Genomic DNA, 18,593 nt, shown 5'->3' with positions numbered 1-18,593 from the left:
CATTAAATTGCCACTTGGAAAATTTAACTTGTCTTCCTGGAAACGTAATCCATAGAGTTCCACTTCTAATTGAGACGAAAAAAAATCAACGATATCCCGAAGACATCGTTGATTTTTAGAAAAGGGGCCGTATGGCCCCGGCGCCCGGATTAAGCCTGTTTGCGGCGGCGCGCCATGAAGCCCAGCAGGCCCAGGCCGGCCATCATCATGGCGTAGGTTTCCGGTTCCGGCACGGCGCCGGCGAAGTTGTTGATGTGGATCTCTGCGCGCGAATCGAGGTTGTTGACATAGACGCCGCCTTCGATGTTGGCGTTGTTGATCAGGTTGGACTTGACAGCCAGGATCGAGCCGCCGAACTCGGCGTTGATGGTCAGGTCGGTGGCGTCGTAGAAGTTCCAGATGATCTTCTGGCCGGCTTCGCGCGCGCTGCCGCCCAGGAAGTTATCGTTGATCACGGCCGAGGTGATGCCGCTGTTCATGTAGACCGAGGTGGCGCCGTTGAAATTGAAGCTGAACTCGTGCACCAGGTTCTGGTTGAACAGCGTGCCTTCGATGCTGGTCAGGTCGAACACCGCCACGCCCTGGCTGTTGACCTGGGCGTTGAAGGTGGCCTTGCCCGAATCGATGACGACGCTGCTGCCGGTCGACTTGTAGGTTTTCATTTGCTGGGACACAGCGGTCAGCACCTTGCCCATGTCGGTCGACGTCGCGGCGGTCGAGTTGGTCTCCTGCAGGCTGCCCGCCGGTACCGAATTGAGCTTGGTCACGTTGACGTTGCCGCCGTTGGTGCTGCCCTGGACGTAGACGCTGCCGTTGCCGTTGTAGCTGGTGTTGATCGAGTTGCCGTAGATCGCGCTGCTGCCGTTGTTGACGATGGAATTGTCGATATTGCCGTAGACGACGGCGCCCTTGTCGGTCACCTGGGTGCCGCTCATGGCCGCCTGGCCAGCCGCGACGCCCACGCCCTTGACGGTCACCGCCGCGTAGTTGGACGCGCGCATATCACCCGGGTGCATGCCCAGCACGGCGCCATTGCCCTGCATCGAGCCGGTCACATAGGTGCGGCCGTCGACGTGCGAGCTGGACTTCATGTTGCCCAAGGTAACGACGTTGAATTGGTCAAAGATCTCTTGCTGGTTCAGCGAACCGGCCTGTGCCGGAGCGGCGAAGATGGCGGCGATGGCCAGCGTGCTCAGTGCGAAATAACGGGACATTAAATTTCCTTAGATTAAGAATAATGCCGCTATGGCGGCACGCAGATTACCGATTAACAACTCAATTGCACACAGTATATCACGAAGTATTGCCATTAACACATATGTTTTTGATTTTATACAACAACAAAGAGTTGTTGCGCGATCCACGCTTGATCTCCCGCAGCAACAGCGGCGCGCAAGCGTGCGTGCCGCCCGCCGGGCCACAGCTTATCGCCGGGTGGCGCCGGTCAACCCGCCCAAACTGCAATTGATCGCAATCCCCACCGGCGCCCCCGCGCTTTTGCTACAGTGATCACATCGCAACACACCACTGGAGACACGGCATGCGCACCCCGACCACCCACTCCCTGTCGAGCCTGCTCGACGAGATCTTTGCCACCTGCATGCACATGCTGCGCCGCGCGGCCCGCCTGATCGGCGCCATGCCGCCGTCCGCGCTGCTCGGCGTGGCGCTGGCGCTGGCGCTGATCCTGGCCATCCTGCCGATGGCGATCGTGCTGTTCGCCGCCTTCATGCTGGTCAAGCTCGCGGTGCTCGGCTGCGTCATGGCCAAGCGCCGCCATCGCCTCCGCAAGGAGCGCCTGCAATGAAAAAATCGCGGCTGGCCAAGGCCGGCTACGACAACGCCAAAAGCCTGCTCGACATCGTGCGCGAAATCGGCGAAACGGCCGCCAGCCTGTGGTGGCGCTTCTTCGACTGGCTGGCGCAGGTCGAATGGCGCAAGCTGATCATCATCTGGCTGCTGCTGTTGATCCTCGGCCTGACGCCGTTCGGCCTGCCCAAGCAGACGGTCGGCTTCATCCTGCTGTCGCTGGGCCTGAAGGTGCTGGCCGGCGGCAAGCGCAAGGCCGAGCTGGAGGCGCGCGACGCCACCAGCCACGCCGACGAGGAAGGCCTGGAGCGGCGGCTGGTGGAGGCGCGCATGGCCGCGCTGCAGGCGCAGGTCGAGCCGCACTTTTTGTTCAACACGCTGGCGCTGATCGGCCAGCTGATCGAGACCGATCCGCCGCAGGCGGCGCGCATCCACCAGAACCTGATCGACTACCTGCGCGCCACCCTGCCCCAGATGCGCGCCAGGGGCGCCGGCACGCTGGGACGGCAGATCGAGATGTCGCGCGCCTACCTGGCCATCATGCAGGCGCGCATGCGCGCGCGGCTGGCCGTCTCGGTCGACGTGCCGGACCACATGCTCAGCGCCACCTTCCCGGTGATGATGCTGCAGATCCTGATCGAGAACGCCATCAAGCACGGCCTCGAGCCGAAGATCGACGGCGGCCGCATCGACATCCGCGCCAACGTCGACGGCCAGATGCTGCAGGTCGACGTCATCGATGACGGCATCGGCTTCAACGTCCACGCCGGCGACGGCCTGGGGCTGGCGAACGTGCGCGAGCGCCTGCGCATCCTGTACGGCCAGCGCGCGCAGCTGGTGATCGAGGCGCCGCTGACGGGCGGCACGCGCGCCAGCATCCGCGTGCCGTACGCGCCCGATATTTTTTCCGACGGAGCCAAATGAACCTGCCAATGAATCCGCACACGAATTGTTCAACGAATGCGCCGCCGCGCCGCGCCACCGCGCTGATCGCCGACGACGAGGAACCGATGCGCGAACAGCTGCGCGCCCGCCTGCGCGAAGCGTGGCCGGGGCTGGACATCGTGGCCGAAGCGGCCAACGGCATCGAGGCCGTGGCGCTGGCCGGCCAGCACCAGCCCGACATCGTCTTCCTCGACATCCGCATGCCCGGCCTGTCCGGCATCGAGGCGGCGCGCATGCTGTTCAACCGCTGCCACCTGGTGTTCGTGACGGCCTACGACCAATATGCGATCGAGGCCTTCGAACAGGGCGCGCTCGACTACCTGCTCAAGCCGGCCGGCGGCGAACGGCTCAAGACCACCTGCGCGCGGCTGCAAACGCTGATCGGCCGGCAGCCTTCCAACATCGAGCGTCAACTGGGCGCGCTGCTGGCGGCCCAGGCCGGGTCGGGCCGGCCCGACCCGGCCAGGCCCCAATACCTGCGCTGGATACAGGCGGTGGTGGGCGCCAACCTGCGCATGATCAGCACGCGCGAGGTGCTGTTCTTCCGCGCCGACGAAAAATACACGCGCGTCCAGACCGAGCAGTCGGAGGTGTTGATACGCAAGACACTCAAGGAGCTGGCCGACGAGCTGGACCCGGACGAATTCTGGCGCATCCACCGCTCGACCCTGGTGCGGGTGGACGCCATCGAGGGCGTCACGCGCGACCTGCGCGGCCGGCAAATGGTCAAGATGAGGAACTTCTCCGAGCAGCTGGAAGTCAGCCGGGGCAACACACACCTGTTCCAGCAAATGTGAGGAATTGTGATTTCCCCCTGAGCGCTATCAATATATACTTTCTTTTCCGGGTCTGTTCGCATCAGCACGGCGAACGGACCGCGCGGAAAACCGATCGAATCTGTTCCATCGACAGAACAGGGAGCAAACAATGTCCAGCATACCCAAGCAAACCCTCTGCACCGTGGTACCCTGCATGCGCTACCGGGATGCGCCCGCCGCCATCGAGTGGCTGTGCGACACCTTCGGCTTCGAACCTCAACTTGTCGTCCCCAACGACGACGGCACCATCGCCCATGCCCAGCTCGCGTTCGGCAACAGCATGATCATGCTCGGTTCCGTGTTCGACACCGAATTCGGCAGGCTGATGAAGCAGCCCGCCGAAATCGGCCACTTCGTCACGCAAAGCACCTACCTGGTGGTCAACAACGCCGACCTGGTGTACGGGCGCGCGCTGGAAGCCGGCGCCAAGATCCTGCTGGATATCAAAGATGAGGATTACGGCGGCCGGGGCTTCACCTGCCGCGACCCCGAAGGCCACGTGTGGAGCATCGGCACCTACGACCCGCAGGGTTGAGCGCCGGCTCTCAGCCCCGCGTCAAGGCGTCGATCAACGCCTGGTCGGCGACTTGTGTGGGACGGATGCGGATGATATCGCTGTACAACGGCGGCATCGCCGCGCAGATGGCGTCCAGCTCCGCCTGCGCGATGGACGGCACGACATACTGGAACTGCCTTGGATTATTCGGCGGCAGCGGCCCCTCCATCGTCGAGCCGTAAGCACCGAGATTCATGAAGCTGATCGCGCCGGCGTCCGGCCCCCTGGCGAAAACCAGGGTACCATCCTTCGGGTGGCCCAGATAGCGGCGCACCGCCTCCTGCCGTTCCGGCGTGGCGCCGGCCATCAGTTTGTAGCGTAGTTGCGCGTAGGCGCGCGTGGCCTCCATAAAGGCGCTGCGGATGCCAGATCGCGCCATCCTGCCCGGCATGCAAAGCAGCAGATTGCCGAACGAATCGAGCAGCGCGACGGCGTCGCCTTCACCACCGTTTTCGCGGTCGCGCGCCATTGCCTGTAGCAGGAACGGCGCCAGGCCGGCGTCGGGCATGAGCGGCGCGCAGCGGTAGGCCAGCGCATCCGGATAGACCTGCCTCAGGGCCCGCGCGATGGCGTGATCGGGCGCCAGGGTGGCGGGATCGAGCAGCTGTTCCCCTGGCAGATCGGTCTGGAACAAGCCCATCACCTCGTCGGACGTCGCCTCGAACACCAGCGCGCACAAGGCCTGCGTCGGTTCGGAGATGGTCTTGCCGATGAAGAAGGACTTGGGCGTGGCGCCGGAGGCCGCCCGCGCGTACAGCGAGGAACCCAAAATCGCCGGATAGCTGAAGGTCGATGCGGCTTGCGCGCGCAGCGCCTCCGGCAGCGCGCCGAAGCCGGCGCTGACGTCGTGGTCGATGCCGGCTTCGCGGTCCGGCGCGGCCACCACCACATTGAAGCCGCCGGCCAGTATCGCGCCGCTGCACATGCAGCACGGGTCGAGCGAGGTGACGATGGTGATGTCCTGCGGCGGCGGCAGGTCGCGGCCCTTGGCGCGTTCGGCGTAGTACCAGTCTATCAACTGGCGCTCGCCGTGGGCGGTGGGATCGAAAATCAAACCCTGCTTGATGACGTTGTTGTGCAGCGACTGCAGCACGTTGCCATGCTGGTCCAGCATCAGGCCACCGACGCCGAAGGTGCCTTGCGTCTTGGCGGCGATGGCCTCGGCCGCCGCGATCGCGACGGCCGCCTGCACATCGATCGTCTTCTTGAAAACCAAAGCGCTTACTTCTTCAGATCGGCGCGGCCGAAGCCGTTCGGCAGCTGGGCGGCGGCCGTGGTCTCGAAGATGTCGCCCTTCAGATTGGTCAGCAGCACCGGCAGCTCGTCGCCGCCCAGTTCCAGGATCACCTGGCGGCAGGCGCCGCACGGGGCGATCGGGCCGTCGGTCTCGCCGATGACGACCAGCTGGTCGAATTCGCCCGGCTTGTAGCCGTGCGCGAAGGCGCTGAAGAACGCGGTGCGCTCGGCGCAGTTGCACAAACCGTAGGCGGCGTTCTCCACGTTACAGCCGTGGAAAACCTTGCCGTCGTTGGTCAGCAGCGCGGCGCCGACCTTGAAGTTGGAGTACGGCGTGTAAGCCTTCAGCCGCGCGGCGGCGGCTTCGGCGATCAGTTCTTTTTTGTTCATTGTGTCTCCGCTTATGGACGAATCGTGCGATAGACGACAGGGTTGGCCGTTGGAGCGGCGTCGCCGATCCGATAGGCCGCCTGGATCTCGCGCACCGCCTGCTCCGCCGCTTCCCGGGTGCGCGCGTGCACCATCGCCAGCGGCTGCCCGGCTTCGATCTTGTCGCCCAGGCCGGCCAATTCGGTCAGGCCGACGGCGAAGTCGATCGGATCCGCCGCGCGGCGACGTCCGCCGCCCAGGCTCACCACCGCCAGGCCGATGCCGCGGCAATCGGTGGTCGACGCGTAGCCGGATGTCAGCGACGGCGCCGGGATGACGATCGGCGCCTTCTCCAGATGCTTGTCCGGATTTTCCATCAAGTCGGCCGGACCGCCCAGCGCCACCACCATGCGCGCGAAGCGCTCGGCGGCCGAACCGTTGTCCAGGCAAGCCTGCAGCTTGGCGCGCGCTTCCGTTTCGTTGGCGGCCAGTTTGCCCAGCACCAGCATCTCGGCGCACAGCGCCATCGTCACTTCGTGCAGGCGCGCCGGGCGCGACACGCCCGTCAGGTAATCCATCGCGCCGCGTACTTCCAGCGCGTTGCCGGCGTATGGCGCCAGCGATTCGTTCATGTCGGTCAGGATGGCCGAGGTCATCATGCCCGCGCCGTTGCCGACCTTGACGATGCTGTCGGCCAGTTCGACCGACTTGTCGTAGGTCGGCATGAAGGCGCCGCTACCGGCCTTGACGTCCATGACCAGCGCGTCCAGGCCGGCCGACAGCTTCTTCGACAGGATGGAGCCGGTGATCATCGCCACCGATTCCACGGTTGCGGTGACATCGCGCACGCCGTAGAAGATCTTGTCCGACGGCGCCAGCGACGACGTCTGGCCGATGATGGCGACGCCGACTTCCTTGACGACCTTGCGGAACAGGGTGTTGTCCGGCACCGTGGTGTAGCCTGGGATCGAATCGAACTTGTCGAGCGTGCCGCCGGTGTGGCCCAGGCCACGCCCGGAGATCATCGGCACGAAGCCGCCGCACGCGGCGATCATGGGGCCGAGCAGCAGCGAGACGACGTCGCCGACGCCACCGGTGGAATGCTTGTCGACCACGGGGCCAGGCAGGTCCAGCGAGCGCCAGTCCAGCACTTCGCCGGAGTCGCGCATGGCCAGGGTGAAGGCCACGCGTTCGTCCATGGTCATATCGTTGAAGAACACGGCCATGGCCAGCGCCGCGATCTGGCCTTCGGTCACGCGATTGCTCGTGATGCCACCGACGAAGAACTGGATCTCTTCGGCGCTCAGGACGCCGCCGTCACGCTTTTTGCGTATGATCTCTTGAGGTAAAAACATGCGATTCTCCGCGTTGATTATTGGGTATTAAGAAGGACGTCGGCGGCTCGCAAATGGCGGATTACGGCGTTCCGCCTAATCCGCCCTACGTGTATGCGCGTTTTAATCAACCGCCGGTGGCCTGGCCACGGATCCACGTAGGGCGGATTAGCGAAGCGTAATCCGCCATGCATGCACCGCCGCCGGCCCGATTAGACGCCGTAAGGTATCCAAACATTCTTGACTTGCGAGGCGTGCGCCAGTACCGCGCGACCGCCGCTTTGGGCCGTACTATACCAGTCGCGCCCCTTGGCGCCGCCCACCCAGGTGCGCTTCAGCGAACCGGCAGACAGGCGCTCGACCTCGGCGCAACCCTCGGCCGAACCGTCGTGACGCCACACCGCGTCGATATCCGAATGCGTCGCCAAGGTGCGCGCCAACTCGTCTGCCGAACCGGTGACGATATTGATCACGCCATCCGGCAGATCCGACGTATCGAGCACTTGATACAAATCGGTGGCCGACAGCGGATGCGCTTCCGACGGCACCACAACCACGCGGTTACCCAGCGCGATGGCAGGCGCCACCAGCGAGATGAAGCCCAACAAAGGCGCCTCGTTCGGGCACACGATGCCGATCACGCCAACCGGCTCGTTCAACGCCACGGTCACGCCGTGCATCGGCGGCTGGTGTGCCAAGCCGTCGTACTTGTCGGCCCATGCCGCGTAGTAGAACAGCCGCTCGATGGACGCCTGCACTTCCTTCTCGGCGTTCTTGGTGCCGGTCATCGCGGCGATACGCGCGGCGAACTCCTCGCCGCGCGCGGCCAGGTTCTCTGCGATGTAGTACAACACCTGCGCGCGGTTGTGCGAGGTCGCCTTTGCCCAGCCCCCGGCCTTGTGCGCCGCTTCCACCGCGTTGCGGATGTCCTTGCGGCTGCCCTCGCCCACTTCGGCGATGAAGGCGCCGTCGGCGCCATGCACCGGACGGCTGTAGGCGCCGTCAGGGCGCGCCTGCTTGCCGCCGATGTACATCTTGGCGGTGCGATCGATGGCGAATGTGCCGGCGGCCGGCGCTGCGGCCTTGGCCTTCTGCTTCTCTTCGACCAGCGGCGCGGCCGGACGCGCATCCTCCGACAGCGCGGTCATGTACTCGTACATGCCTTCGCGGCCGCCCTCGCGGCCGAAGCCCGATTCGCGGTAGCCGCCGAAGCCACAAGCGGCGTCGAACTGGTTGGCGGTGTTAATCCACACCACACCGGCCTTGATTTGCGGCGCGACATCCAGCGCCAGCGAGATGTTCTCGGTCCACACGCAAGCGGCCAGGCCGTAGACGGTGTTGTTCGCCAGTTGCACCGCTTCCGGCGGAGTGCGGAAGCTCATCGCCACCAGCACCGGGCCGAAGATCTCGGCCTGCGCCACGGCGGCGGAGGTCGACGCGCCGGTGATCAGGGTCGGCGGATACCACGAACCGTTGGCCGGAATCTCGCATGCGGGCTGGTACACGTCGCAACCTTCGGCGCGGGCTGATTCCACCAGGCCGGCGATACGTTGCTGCTGCACCGGATCGACCAGCGCGCCGATGTCGATCGACTTGTCCAGCGGCGAACCGAGGGTCAGCTTGTCCATACGGGCACGCAGCTTGCCGAGGAATTTATCCTGGACCGATTCCTGTACCAGCAGGCGCGAACCCGCGCAGCAAACCTGCCCCTGGTTGAACCAGATCGAATCGACCAGGCCTTCGACGGCGGCGTCCAGATCGGCGTCGTCGAAGACGATGAACGGTGATTTGCCGCCCAATTCCAGCGACAGCTTCTTGCCGCTGCCGGCGGTGGCGACGCGGATCAGGCGACCCACTTCGGTCGAACCGGTGAAGGCGATTTTGTCGATGCCCGCATGGTTGACGATCGCCTCGCCCACGCGGCCATCGCCGGTGACGATGTTGACCACGCCGGCAGGCACGCCGGCCTGCACGCAAATCTCGGCGAACAGCATCGCCGTCAGCGACGTGAACTCGGCCGGTTTGAAGACGATGGTGTTACCGGCGGCCATGGCCGGGGCGATTTTCCACGACAGCATCAGCAGCGGGAAATTCCACGGCACGATCTGGCCGACCACGCCGACGGCGCGGTAGTCGGCGAATTCCTCGGCCTGCAACTGCGCCCAGCCGGCGTGATAGTAGAAGTGGCGCGCGGCCAGCGGCAGGTCGACATCGCGCGTTTCGCGGATGGTCTTGCCGTTGTCCAGCGTCTCCAGCACCGCGAACAGGCGCGCGTGCTTTTGCAGCAGACGGGCCAGCGAGTACATCACCTTGGCGCGGCCGTGGCCACCCAAGGCCTGCCAGCCCGGCTGCGCGCGGCGCGCCGCTTCGACGGCGCGGTCGACGTCGGCGCCGGTGGCTTGCGTCAGGTCGGCCAGCTTGCCGGCGTCCGCCGGATTGGTCGAAGCGAACAATTCACCCGGCTCGCTCCACGCGTTGTCGATGAACAGACCGAAGGTGCGGCCGTGCTGCTCCAGCCACGCTTGCGCTTCTTTTTGGCTTTCGGGTGCTGGGCCGTATTCCATGGTATTGAGGATCTCTTTAATAGATGGCATGACGTGGTCCGTATTAGGGTTGTGCGTGGCGGTGAGCGGCCGAGTAATTCCCGGTCACGTAATGCTCAAGCTGACGCTCGATGTCGGTCAGCAGGCTGGATGCGCCGATGCGGAACAGGTGCGGCTCCAGCCACTCGTTGCCCAGCTCCTCCTTCATCAACGTCAGATACTGCAGCGCGGCCTTGGCCGTGCCGACGCCGCCAGCGGGCTTGTAGCCGATCTTGAAGCCGGTCTGCTCGTAATAGTCGCGGATCGCGCGCACCATCGTCAGCGAGACGGGAATCGTCGCGTTGACCGGCTCCTTGCCGGTCGAGGTCTTGATGAAGTCCGCGCCGGCCATCATGCAGACCCACGACGCCTTGGCGACGTTTTCCAGCGTGACCAGTTCACCGGTCGCCAGGATCGCCTTGACGTGCGCCTCGCCGCAAGCCTGGCGGTAAGCCACCATCTCGTCGTACAGCGCCTGCCAGTTACCCGTCAACACATGCTGGCGGGTGATGACGATATCGATCTCGCTGGCGCCTGCGGCGACCGACAATTCGATCTCGCGCACCTTGGTTTCCATGCTGGTCAGCCCGGCCGGGAAGCCGGTCGACACGGCGGCGATCGGCAAGCGGCCTTGCAGCACCTGCACCGCCGGTTTGATCATCTCGTGGTACACGCAGACGGCACCGGTGGCCAGCTTGACGTCCTGCAGGCCAAGGGCCTCGACCAGGTCCGCGCGCAGCGGCCGCATGGCCTTCATGCACAAGCGCTCGACGCGGCCCGGGGTATCGTCGCCGGACAAGGTGGTCAGGTCGATCAGGCCGATGGCCTTGACCAGCCACGCGGCCTGGTACTCCTTCTTGACGGTGCGGCGGTTGGCCAGGCTGGCGGCGCGGCGGTCGGCCGCGCTCTTGTTGACGTGGATATGGTTGATCCAGCCCAAGTCCAGCGGGACCGCTTCATTACGCTTGAAATCAGTAATTACGCTCATAACAGATTGCTTCCGTGGGAAAGTGGTTTCACGCCGAGGTGGTGGGCCAGGGTTTGGCCGATGTCGGAGAAGGTTTCGGAAATCGGTAGCTGCCGCGCCTTCACGCCCGGACCGAAGAAAATCATCGGAATGTGCTCGCGGGTGTGGTCGGAGCCCGGCCAGGTCGGGTCGCAGCCATGATCGGCGGTGATGACCACCAGGTCGCCCTCCTTCAGCTGGGCGATGAACTCCGGCAGGCGGGCGTCCATCTCGTGCAGCGCGTTCGAGTAGCCGGTGACGTCGCGGCGGTGGCCGAAGGCCTGGTCGAAGTCGACGAAGTTCACGAACGTCAGCGACTTGTCGCCTGCTTCCTTTTCCACCTTCATCAGCGCGTCGAACAGCGCCATGTTGTCCTTGCCCTTGACCAGGCGCGATACGCCCTGGGTGGCGAAGATGTCGCTGATCTTGCCGAGGGCGATGACTTCGCCGCCATCGTTCTTCACGTGATCCAGCAGGGTCGGCGCCGGCGGCGCGACGGCGTAGTCGTGGCGGTTGGTGGTGCGGGTGTAGTTGCCGTTGGCGCCCGTGAACGGGCGCGCGATCACGCGGCCGATGTTGTACGGCTCGACCAGTTTGAAGGCGATCTCGCACACTTCGTACAGGCGCTCCAGGCCGAACGACTCCTCGTGCGCGGCGATCTGCAGCACCGAGTCGGCCGAGGTGTAGATAATCGGCTTGCCGGTGGCGACATGTTCATCGCCATGCTTGTTGATGATCTCCGTGCCGGAGGCATGACAGTCGCCCAGGAAGCCCGGCACGCCGGTCAGCTCCTGCAGTTTTTTGGTCAGCTCGGCCGGGAACGATGGCACCGTCTTCGGGAAGTAGCCCCAGTCGAATTCCACCGGCACGCCGGCGATTTCCCAGTGGCCGGACTGCGTGTCCTTGCCGGTCGAGCGCTCGCGCGCGGCTCCGTAGGCGGCGGTGAAACCGTCGCGCTGCGCGAAGCCCTCGGCCCATTCGCCGCTGGCGGCATGGGCGGCGGCGGCCAGGCCCAGTTTTTCCATCGTCGGCAGCGACATCGGCTTGCCGCTCTTGGCGGCCCAGGCGGCGATGTGGCCGAAGGTGTTGGCGCCGACGTCGTTGTATTTGGCTGCGTCGGGCGTGGCGCCCAGACCGAAGGAGTCCAGCAGCAGGATAAATGCGCGTTTCATAGTGTGCTCCAAAAAGCAAAAAAGGGCGGACTAGCCGCCCTTTCGGGTTCTTACGCCTGCGGTGTTTTGGCCACGTTGGCCAGGAAGCCGAGGATGACTTCAATCAGCGACGTCGCGGCGATGGCCGCGTACTTCAGGGTCTGCTCGTGCGACAGCGGGAACGGCGACAGGCCTTCGGCCAGGTTGGTGATGGCGGACACGCCCACCACTTTCAGGCCGCAGTGACGGGCCGAGACCACCTCCGGCACCACCGACATGCCGACGACATCGGCGCCCAACGTCTTGAAGGCGCGGATTTCGGCCGGGGTTTCGAAGTTCGGGCCGGCGTAGGCGATGTACACCCCTTCGTGCAAGGTGACCTTCTTCTCTTCGGCCGAAGCCTTCAGCAGCGCGCGCAGGTCGGCGTCGTAGGCGTTGGCCATGCTGAAGAAGCGCGGACCGAAACGCTCGTCGTTGGGACCCATCATCGGCGTGCCGGGCATGAAGTTGATATGGTCGGTCAGCGCGACCAGCGCGCCGGCGTCGACTTCGGTGCGCAGCGAACCGGCGGCGTTGGTCACGAACAGCATCTCGCAGCCCAGCAGCTTCATGGTGCGCACGGCGCTGGTCATCACGCCCAGGCCATAGCCCTCGTAGACGTGGCCGCGGCCCTTCATGCACACCACCGCCACGCCGGACAAGGTGCCGATCACCAGTTCACCGGCGTGACCGTGCACGGTGCTGATCGGGAAGCCAGGCAGTTCGTTGAAGCTGATGGTGACCGCGTCGGTCATCTGCTCGGCCAGCACGCCCAGGCCGGAACCCAGGATCATGGCGACGCGCGACTTGAAGTTCGCAGGAATGCGCGCGCGGATGATTTCGGCGGCCTGGAATGGGGAATTATTAGACATGGTTATCCTCTGTTTTTATAGATGACGCGCTGCGGGCCGAAGGCTGGCCGATTGAAGTTTTACTGCGGATACTGACACTATGCATCATTCTCTATATGTATGGCAAATACCATTTTTCTTCCACATTTATACATAAACCCTATAAATCGGCGGTATTATTCATGCGGATGAACTGAGCCGGCCAGGCCTGCCACAGGCTTGTTGACCGCCAACAAACAAATGTCTATTATATCGGACAAATGTTTTAAGGCCGACCGTGAACGATATTTCAAAAAAAGAACAGCTCTACGAGCTGATCCGCGCCAACCCCTTCATCTCCCAGCAGGACCTGGCGGTCGGCCTGCGTCTGTCGCGCTCGGCCGTGGCCGGGCACATCGCCAGCCTGATCCGCGAGCGCCGCCTGCTGGGCCGCGCCTATGTGCTGCCCGACAAGCGCCCCGTGCTGTGCATCGGCGCGGCCAACCTGGACCGCAAGCTGCGCAGCATCGCCGCCATGCAGCTGGGGACCTCCAACCCGGCCACCGCCGAGGAAGTCTACGGCGGTGTGGCCCGCAACATCGCCGAGAACCTGGCGCGCCTGAATTTGCCGACCGCGCTGCTGACCGCCCTGGGCGACGACGGCGCCGGCCGCGCGCTGCGCGACCACGCGGAAAACGCCGGCATCGACATGCGCGGCTCGCTGAACCTGGCCGACACCTCCACCGGCACCTACACCGCCATCCTCGACGAGCGCGGCGAACTGGTGGTGGCGCTGGCCGACATGGCGCTGTACGACCGCATGACGCCAGAATTCCTGGGCAGCCGGCTGCCGCAGCGCGCCGCCGCGTCGATGACGGTGGCGGACCTGAACCTGCCGGCCGCCAGCGTCAGCGCGCTGCTCGAGAGCGCGCGCGCCGACAACGTGCCCCTGATCCTGGTGGCCGTGTCGCAGCCGAAGATGGCGCGCCTGCCGGCCGACCTGACCGGCCTGCGCCTGCTGATACTTAATCGCGGCGAACTCGAAACGCTGGCCGACCGCGCGCTGCCGACCGAGGCCGACGTGCGCCTGGCCTGCCGCGCCGTGCTGGCGCGCGGCGCCCGGGATATCATCGTCACCTGCGGCGGAGAGGGCGTGTTCCACACCCGCGACGGCGAGCTGGCATGGCTGGCCGCGCACGAGGTGGACGTGGTCGACGTCACCGGCGCCGGCGACGCCTTCTCGGCCGCCGTCTGCTGGTCGCTGTACCAGGGCAGCCAGGATCTGACGCTGGCCTGCCGCCGAGGCCTGAAGGTCGCCGCGATGACGCTGGAAAGCCACGACACCGTCTCGCCCATGCTGGCCGCCGACGTCCTCGACGAAATCCAGGATTTTTATCCGACGCCGATTCCCCCTGGCCACGCCGGGTATTTCGCCGCGCATGTTCCCGACTTCGAGCCTCCCCTCTTCCCCCATAAGGACTGACCCATGCACCAATTCCTCCTGTTCTCGCCCGAAGTGGCCGCCGCCCGCGCCGCCGGCAAACCGATCGTCGCGCTGGAATCGACCATCATCTCGCACGGCATGCCGTATCCGCAAAACGTGCAGATGGCGCGCGAAGTCGAACAAATCATCCGCGACGGCGGCGCGGTGCCGGCCACCATCGCCGTCATGGGCGGCAAAATCTGCATCGGCCTGTCGGAGGAGCAGCTCGAATTGCTGGGCACCTCGCCCGACGCGATGAAGGTCAGCCGCCGCGACCTGGCGTACGTGCTGGCGCAATCGAAACTGGGCGCCACCACCGTCGCGGCGACGATGATCTGCGCCGCGCTGGCGGGCATCCAGGTGTTCGTCACCGGCGGCATCGGCGGCGTGCACCGGGGCGCGGAAACCAGCTTCGATATCTCGGCCGACCTGCAGGAACTGGCGCGCACCTCGGTGGCGGTGGTGTGCGCCGGCGTCAAATCGATCCTCGACATCGGCCTGACGCTGGAATACCTGGAGACGCATGGCGTGCCGGTGGTCAGCGTCGGCCAACGCGGCTTCCCCGCCTTCTTCACGCGCGAGAGCGGCTTCAACGCCGACTTCCAGCTGGACACACCTGCCGAACAGGCGGCCTTCATCCAGACCAAGTGGCAACTGGGCCTCGCCGGCGGCATCGTCGTCAGCAACCCGGTGCCGGAAGCGGAGGCGATGCCGAAGGCCGAGATCGACGCCATCACCATCCAGGCGCTGGGCGAGGCGGACGCGCAAGGCGTCGCCGGCAAGAACGTCACGCCGTTCCTGCTTGGCCGCATCAAGCAGCTGACCGAGGGCCGCAGCCTGGCCACCAACATCGCGCTGGTGAAGAACAACGCCCGCTGCGGCGCCGCGCTGGCCTGCGCCATGCAGCCGCACTAACCGAGACCACCGACACCAGGCCCGCCATGTCCATCGATCTGAAACAACTGAGGTACTTCCTGGCCGTCGCCGAGGAAAAGAGCTTTAGCCGCGCCGCCGAACGCCTGCACATCTCGCAGCCGCCACTGAGCCAGCAGATCATGAAACTGGAGAGCGAGCTGGGTGTCAAGCTGTTCGCCCGCACCACCCGCACCTTCGAACTGACGGTGGCCGGCAAGGCGCTCATGAGCGAAGCGTCCGAGCTGCTGGCGAAGATGCGCATGACGATCGACACCATCCGCCAGATCGACCGTGGCGAAGTGGGACGCCTGCGGGTGGGCATCGTCGGCTCGGCGATGTGGGGGCCGATCCCCAGTTTGCTGGAGGAGTTCCAGACCAAGTTCCCGCGCGTGACGTGGACCCTGCACGAACTGGGGCCGACCTTGCAGTACGAGGCGCTGCGCGCCAAACAGGTGGACGTCGGATTCTGGCGCGAGCCCAAGCTCGACGAGGACGATCTGAAGCAGGACAACCTGCGCCAGGAGCTGTGCTTCCGCGAGGACGTGTGCGTGGCCATCAACGAGCACCACCCGCTGGCCAAGCAGGAGTCGATCGAGTTGATGGACATCGCCGACGAACCGATGCTGACGCTGGCGCTGGACAAGTCGTCGTTCCCGCGCTATCTGATCCAGTGCTGTGTGAAGGCCGGCTTCCAGCCGACGATTTTCCAGGAGGCGTCCGAGCCGCAAACCTTGCTGGCGATGGTGGGCGCGGGCCTGGGCGTGGCGCTGCTGCCCGAGACCACCAGCCGCATAGGCTGGCCGGGAGTGGTGTTCCTGCCGATCCGCAGCAACCCGCCGTCGGCCAATCTGTACATCACCTACACCACCCTGGACGACGCGCCGGTGGTGCGCGCGTTCCTGAATATTCTTAACCCATCGAAGCCAAATTGATCGGGATTCACGTAGGGCGGATTAGGCGGAACGCCGTAATCGGCCATCGACGAGCCGTCGGCGGCGCCTGGCCGATTACGCGCTGCGCGCTAATCCGCCCTACGTGATTTAGAAGAAAGCCTAATGCGTCACGCCGCCCGCCTCGCGCACATCGACGGTGTGCGCGAGCGTGGTGCGGATGGCGATGCGCAGGCCCTCGACCATGTCGTCGAGTCGCATGCTGGCCGAGCCGGGATGGCGGGCCGCCTGCTGCGGCAGATAAGGAATGTGGATAAAGCCGGCGCGCATCGTCGTGCCCCACTCGCTGGCCTGGTGCATCAAGCCGTAGAACACGTGGTTGCAGACAAAGGTGCCGGCGCTTTGCGACACAGACGACGGCAGGCCGGCATCACGCAGCGCCTGCACGATCGCCTTGATCGGCAACGTGGAAAAGTAAGCGGCGGGACCGCCGGTGACGATGGGCTGGTCGACGATCTGGCGCATCTGGTTGTCCGCGATGGGCGCGTCGTCGATGTTGATGGCGATGCGCTCGATCGACAGGTCGACGCGGCCGCCGGCCTGGCCGACCGCGATCACGATGCTCGGCTGCAGTTCCTCCACCGCCTGGTGCATCGCCTTCTTCGCCTGTCCGAACACGCACGGCAGCTGGCGCGCATGCACGACAAAATCGCCTTCATGCCAGCCCTGCAGGGCACGTACCGCCTCCCACGAGGGGTTGATCGTCTCCTGGTTGAAGGGCTCGAAACCCGTCAACAATATGATCTTTTTCATCCGCTTAGACTCCACACTCAACTACCAGGCTGCTACTCTAACCCAAATGATTGTCGTTTACATGTTCAGCAGAAAATACAGCAATGCAATATTAGCAAGCAATAAGGGCAGCGCCGTCGCCACCTGGATTTTGACCACGGCGTTCTTGTCGGGCAGCTCCAGCAACGCCGCCGGAACGATGTTGAAGTTGGCCGCCATCGGCGTCATCAAGGTGCCGCAATAGGCGCTGAACATGCCGATGGCCGCCATTACCGCAGGGTTAGCGTGGTACACGCCGACCAGCACCGGGATGCCGACGCCGCCGGCGATCACCGGGAAGGCGGCGAAGCCGTTGCCCATGATGATGGTGAACAGCGCCATGCCGATGCAGTACACCGTCACCGCCACCAGCTTCACATCCATGTTGATGTACGACGTGACCACGTGCGCCACGGCCTTGCCCATGCCCGCCTCCGTGAACAACAGCCCGAGCACCGCCAGCATGTGCGGCAGCACCACCGCCCAGCCCAGATGATCGACCAGCCGGCGCGACTCGCGCATCGCCTGCAGCGGCGTGGCGCGCGTCAGCCAGCACGCGGTGGCGACCGCGAACAGCGAACCGCAACCGAGGCTGACCAGGGTCGTGTTCTTCGGATCGAGCAGGAACAGGCCGTCGAATTTTACGTCCTTCAGCAAGGTCGAACCGATCATCGTCGTGATTGGAATGATCAGCGCGGGAATCAGCAGCTTGTGGCCCAGCCGCTGCGCGCTGTCGCCGCGCTGCTCGGGCGAGCGCTCGCCGTAGCGTCCCAGCGTGACGCCGCCGAAACCGGCGATCAGCGCCATCACCACCATCAGCGCGCCCGCCGCCACCGGCGACAGCCAGTCGCCGGCCAGATACACCACCGCGTACAAAGCCCAGAACAGCGCGCTGGAATAGCGCTTGGGATTGTGGGCGTCGCGCAGCGCCATCACCGCGATCATCAACAGCATCGCGCCCAGCACCAGATAGAAGAAGTCGAGTTTGACCAGGGAGCCGGAAATCATGCCTGGCCGCCCTTCACGCTCGCCATCATTGCGCGGGCGATGTGGGCGTCGAGCCGGTGCAGCCGCCACGAGTGGATGATGAAGGCCGTCACCGCCGTCGGAATGCCCCACATCGCGATGTGCAGCGGATCGACCTCGATGCCCTCGCCGCGCAGGATGGTTTGCATCAGCACGATGGCGCCGAAGGCCACGAACACGTCCTCGCCGAAGAACAGGCCGACGTTGTCGGTGGCGGCGGACATGGCGCGGATGCGGTGGCGCAGCGCGTCGGTCAGCACCGGATAGCGGTTCTCGGCCGCGCCCTCGGCCATCGGCGCGATCAGCGGGCGCACCATGTTCGGATGGCCGCCGATGCTGGTCAGGCCGAAGGCGGCGCTGATTTCGCGGATCGCCAGATAGACGATCAACAGGCGCCCGGTGGTGGCCGACTTGATGCGCGCGATGGACGCCTGCGCATGCTCCTTCAAGCCGTAGCGCTCCAGCAGACCGATGGCCGCCAGCGGCAGCAGCAGGATCAGCGGCAGGTTGCGGGTCTTGATGAAGGCCGCGCCCAGCACCGCCAGCAAATGTTCGACGTCCATCGACGCGGCCAGGCCGGTGACGGCGCAGGCGGCGATCACCACCAGCACGGGATGCGCGCGCAGCGCGAAACCAAGAATGATAACGGCCACGCCGAGCAGCGGCCAAAGATTAACAGTGTGATTCATTTTTACTCCGGGGTCAGGTCCTGAGCCTTCCCCTCAAATATTGCTTGTAAACAGAGTGGGTACCTGTTAACTTTCAATCCTAAA

At 64.9% G+C, this 18,593-nt stretch carries 18 protein-coding genes; 7 read left to right on the top strand and 11 right to left on the bottom strand.

Annotated elements, in window-relative coordinates:
- Positions 1-149 precede the first annotated feature (149 nt).
- Positions 150-1,214, bottom strand: a complete 1,065-nt coding sequence (locus AC07P1_RS11655) for a collagen-binding domain-containing protein (RefSeq protein WP_494695972.1) — start codon at positions 1,212-1,214, stop codon at positions 150-152.
- Between the two features lie 326 nt (positions 1,215-1,540).
- Between AC07P1_RS11655 and AC07P1_RS11650 the strand changes: the two genes are divergently transcribed.
- The 4 genes from AC07P1_RS11650 (at position 1,541) to AC07P1_RS11635 (ending at position 4,107) form a co-directional block, all read left to right on the top strand.
- On the top strand, positions 1,541-1,807 hold the full coding sequence (locus AC07P1_RS11650) for a hypothetical protein (RefSeq protein ID WP_494695971.1): 267 nt from the start codon (positions 1,541-1,543) through the stop codon (positions 1,805-1,807).
- Entirely contained in the window at positions 1,804-2,733 is a 930-nt protein-coding gene (locus AC07P1_RS11645) for a sensor histidine kinase (protein ID WP_494695970.1), read from the top strand. Before AC07P1_RS11650 ends, AC07P1_RS11645 begins: the two co-directional genes overlap by 4 nt.
- Positions 2,730-3,551, top strand: a complete 822-nt coding sequence (locus AC07P1_RS11640; RefSeq protein WP_494695969.1) for a LytR/AlgR family response regulator transcription factor — start codon at positions 2,730-2,732, stop codon at positions 3,549-3,551. Before AC07P1_RS11645 ends, AC07P1_RS11640 begins: the two co-directional genes overlap by 4 nt.
- 130 nt (positions 3,552-3,681) lie before the next feature.
- Positions 3,682-4,107, top strand: coding sequence for a VOC family protein (locus AC07P1_RS11635; RefSeq protein WP_494695968.1), 426 nt, complete (start codon positions 3,682-3,684; stop codon positions 4,105-4,107).
- 10 nt (positions 4,108-4,117) lie between these two features.
- Here AC07P1_RS11635 and AC07P1_RS11630 read toward each other — a convergent pair whose 3' ends face one another.
- The 7 genes from AC07P1_RS11630 to xapA all read right to left on the bottom strand — a co-directional run bounded on the left by AC07P1_RS11630 (position 4,118) and on the right by xapA (position 12,717).
- Positions 4,118-5,344: a nucleoside deaminase gene (locus AC07P1_RS11630; RefSeq protein WP_494695967.1), complete on the bottom strand. Its 1,227-nt coding sequence runs from the start codon at positions 5,342-5,344 to the stop codon at positions 4,118-4,120.
- A 5-nt stretch (positions 5,345-5,349) separates the two neighbouring features.
- On the bottom strand, positions 5,350-5,754 hold the full coding sequence (locus AC07P1_RS11625; RefSeq protein WP_494695966.1) for a cytidine deaminase: 405 nt from the start codon (positions 5,752-5,754) through the stop codon (positions 5,350-5,352).
- Positions 5,755-5,765: 11 nt separating this feature from the next.
- Positions 5,766-7,088, bottom strand: coding sequence for a thymidine phosphorylase (gene deoA, locus AC07P1_RS11620; RefSeq protein ID WP_494695965.1), 1,323 nt, complete (start codon positions 7,086-7,088; stop codon positions 5,766-5,768).
- A 191-nt stretch (positions 7,089-7,279) separates the two neighbouring features.
- Positions 7,280-9,661 (bottom strand): aldehyde dehydrogenase family protein, encoded by a 2,382-nt coding sequence (locus tag AC07P1_RS11615; protein ID WP_494695964.1) that lies wholly within the window; start codon positions 9,659-9,661, stop codon positions 7,280-7,282.
- Positions 9,662-9,674: 13 nt separating this feature from the next.
- Entirely contained in the window at positions 9,675-10,637 is a 963-nt protein-coding gene (deoC, locus tag AC07P1_RS11610) for a deoxyribose-phosphate aldolase (RefSeq protein ID WP_494695963.1), read from the bottom strand.
- On the bottom strand, positions 10,634-11,827 hold the full coding sequence (locus tag AC07P1_RS11605) for a phosphopentomutase (protein WP_494695962.1): 1,194 nt from the start codon (positions 11,825-11,827) through the stop codon (positions 10,634-10,636). The genes deoC and AC07P1_RS11605 overlap by 4 nt, the downstream gene beginning before the upstream one ends.
- Positions 11,828-11,877: 50 nt before the next feature.
- Positions 11,878-12,717: a xanthosine phosphorylase gene (gene xapA / locus AC07P1_RS11600; RefSeq protein ID WP_494695961.1), complete on the bottom strand. Its 840-nt coding sequence runs from the start codon at positions 12,715-12,717 to the stop codon at positions 11,878-11,880.
- Between the two features lie 256 nt (positions 12,718-12,973).
- Between xapA and AC07P1_RS11595 the strand changes: the two genes are divergently transcribed.
- From AC07P1_RS11595 to AC07P1_RS11585, 3 genes are read left to right on the top strand one after another with little or no spacing between them, the layout of a single operon-like run.
- Positions 12,974-14,158 (top strand): carbohydrate kinase, encoded by a 1,185-nt coding sequence (locus tag AC07P1_RS11595; protein WP_494695960.1) that lies wholly within the window; start codon positions 12,974-12,976, stop codon positions 14,156-14,158.
- A gap of 3 nt (positions 14,159-14,161) precedes the next feature.
- Positions 14,162-15,073, top strand: a complete 912-nt coding sequence (locus tag AC07P1_RS11590) for a pseudouridine-5'-phosphate glycosidase (RefSeq protein WP_494695959.1) — start codon at positions 14,162-14,164, stop codon at positions 15,071-15,073.
- A 26-nt stretch (positions 15,074-15,099) separates the two neighbouring features.
- The gene (locus tag AC07P1_RS11585) at positions 15,100-16,005 is read left to right on the top strand and encodes a LysR family transcriptional regulator (RefSeq protein ID WP_315212036.1); all 906 of its coding nucleotides are present in this window, start codon (positions 15,100-15,102) and stop codon (positions 16,003-16,005) included.
- Positions 16,006-16,125: 120 nt separating this feature from the next.
- Here AC07P1_RS11585 and pcp read toward each other — a convergent pair whose 3' ends face one another.
- Genes pcp through AC07P1_RS11570 form a run of 3 tightly spaced genes read right to left on the bottom strand, consistent with a single transcriptional unit; the run spans position 16,126 to position 18,509 of the window.
- Complete coding sequence (gene pcp, locus AC07P1_RS11580; RefSeq protein ID WP_494695958.1) at positions 16,126-16,776, bottom strand: pyroglutamyl-peptidase I; 651 nt, start codon at positions 16,774-16,776, stop codon at positions 16,126-16,128.
- Positions 16,777-16,833: 57 nt separating this feature from the next.
- Complete coding sequence (locus AC07P1_RS11575) at positions 16,834-17,802, bottom strand: DUF979 domain-containing protein (protein WP_494695957.1); 969 nt, start codon at positions 17,800-17,802, stop codon at positions 16,834-16,836.
- Positions 17,799-18,509 carry a DUF969 domain-containing protein gene (locus AC07P1_RS11570; protein ID WP_494695956.1) on the bottom strand — a complete coding sequence of 237 codons (711 nt, stop codon included), beginning with the start codon at positions 18,507-18,509 and terminating at the stop codon, positions 17,799-17,801. Before AC07P1_RS11570 ends, AC07P1_RS11575 begins: the two co-directional genes overlap by 4 nt.
- Positions 18,510-18,593 lie beyond the last annotated feature (84 nt).

The sequence above is a fragment of the Duganella sp. GW821-FHT07F09 genome, from assembly GCF_059418705.1.
This window is presented reverse-complemented; position numbering and strand designations above follow the sequence as displayed.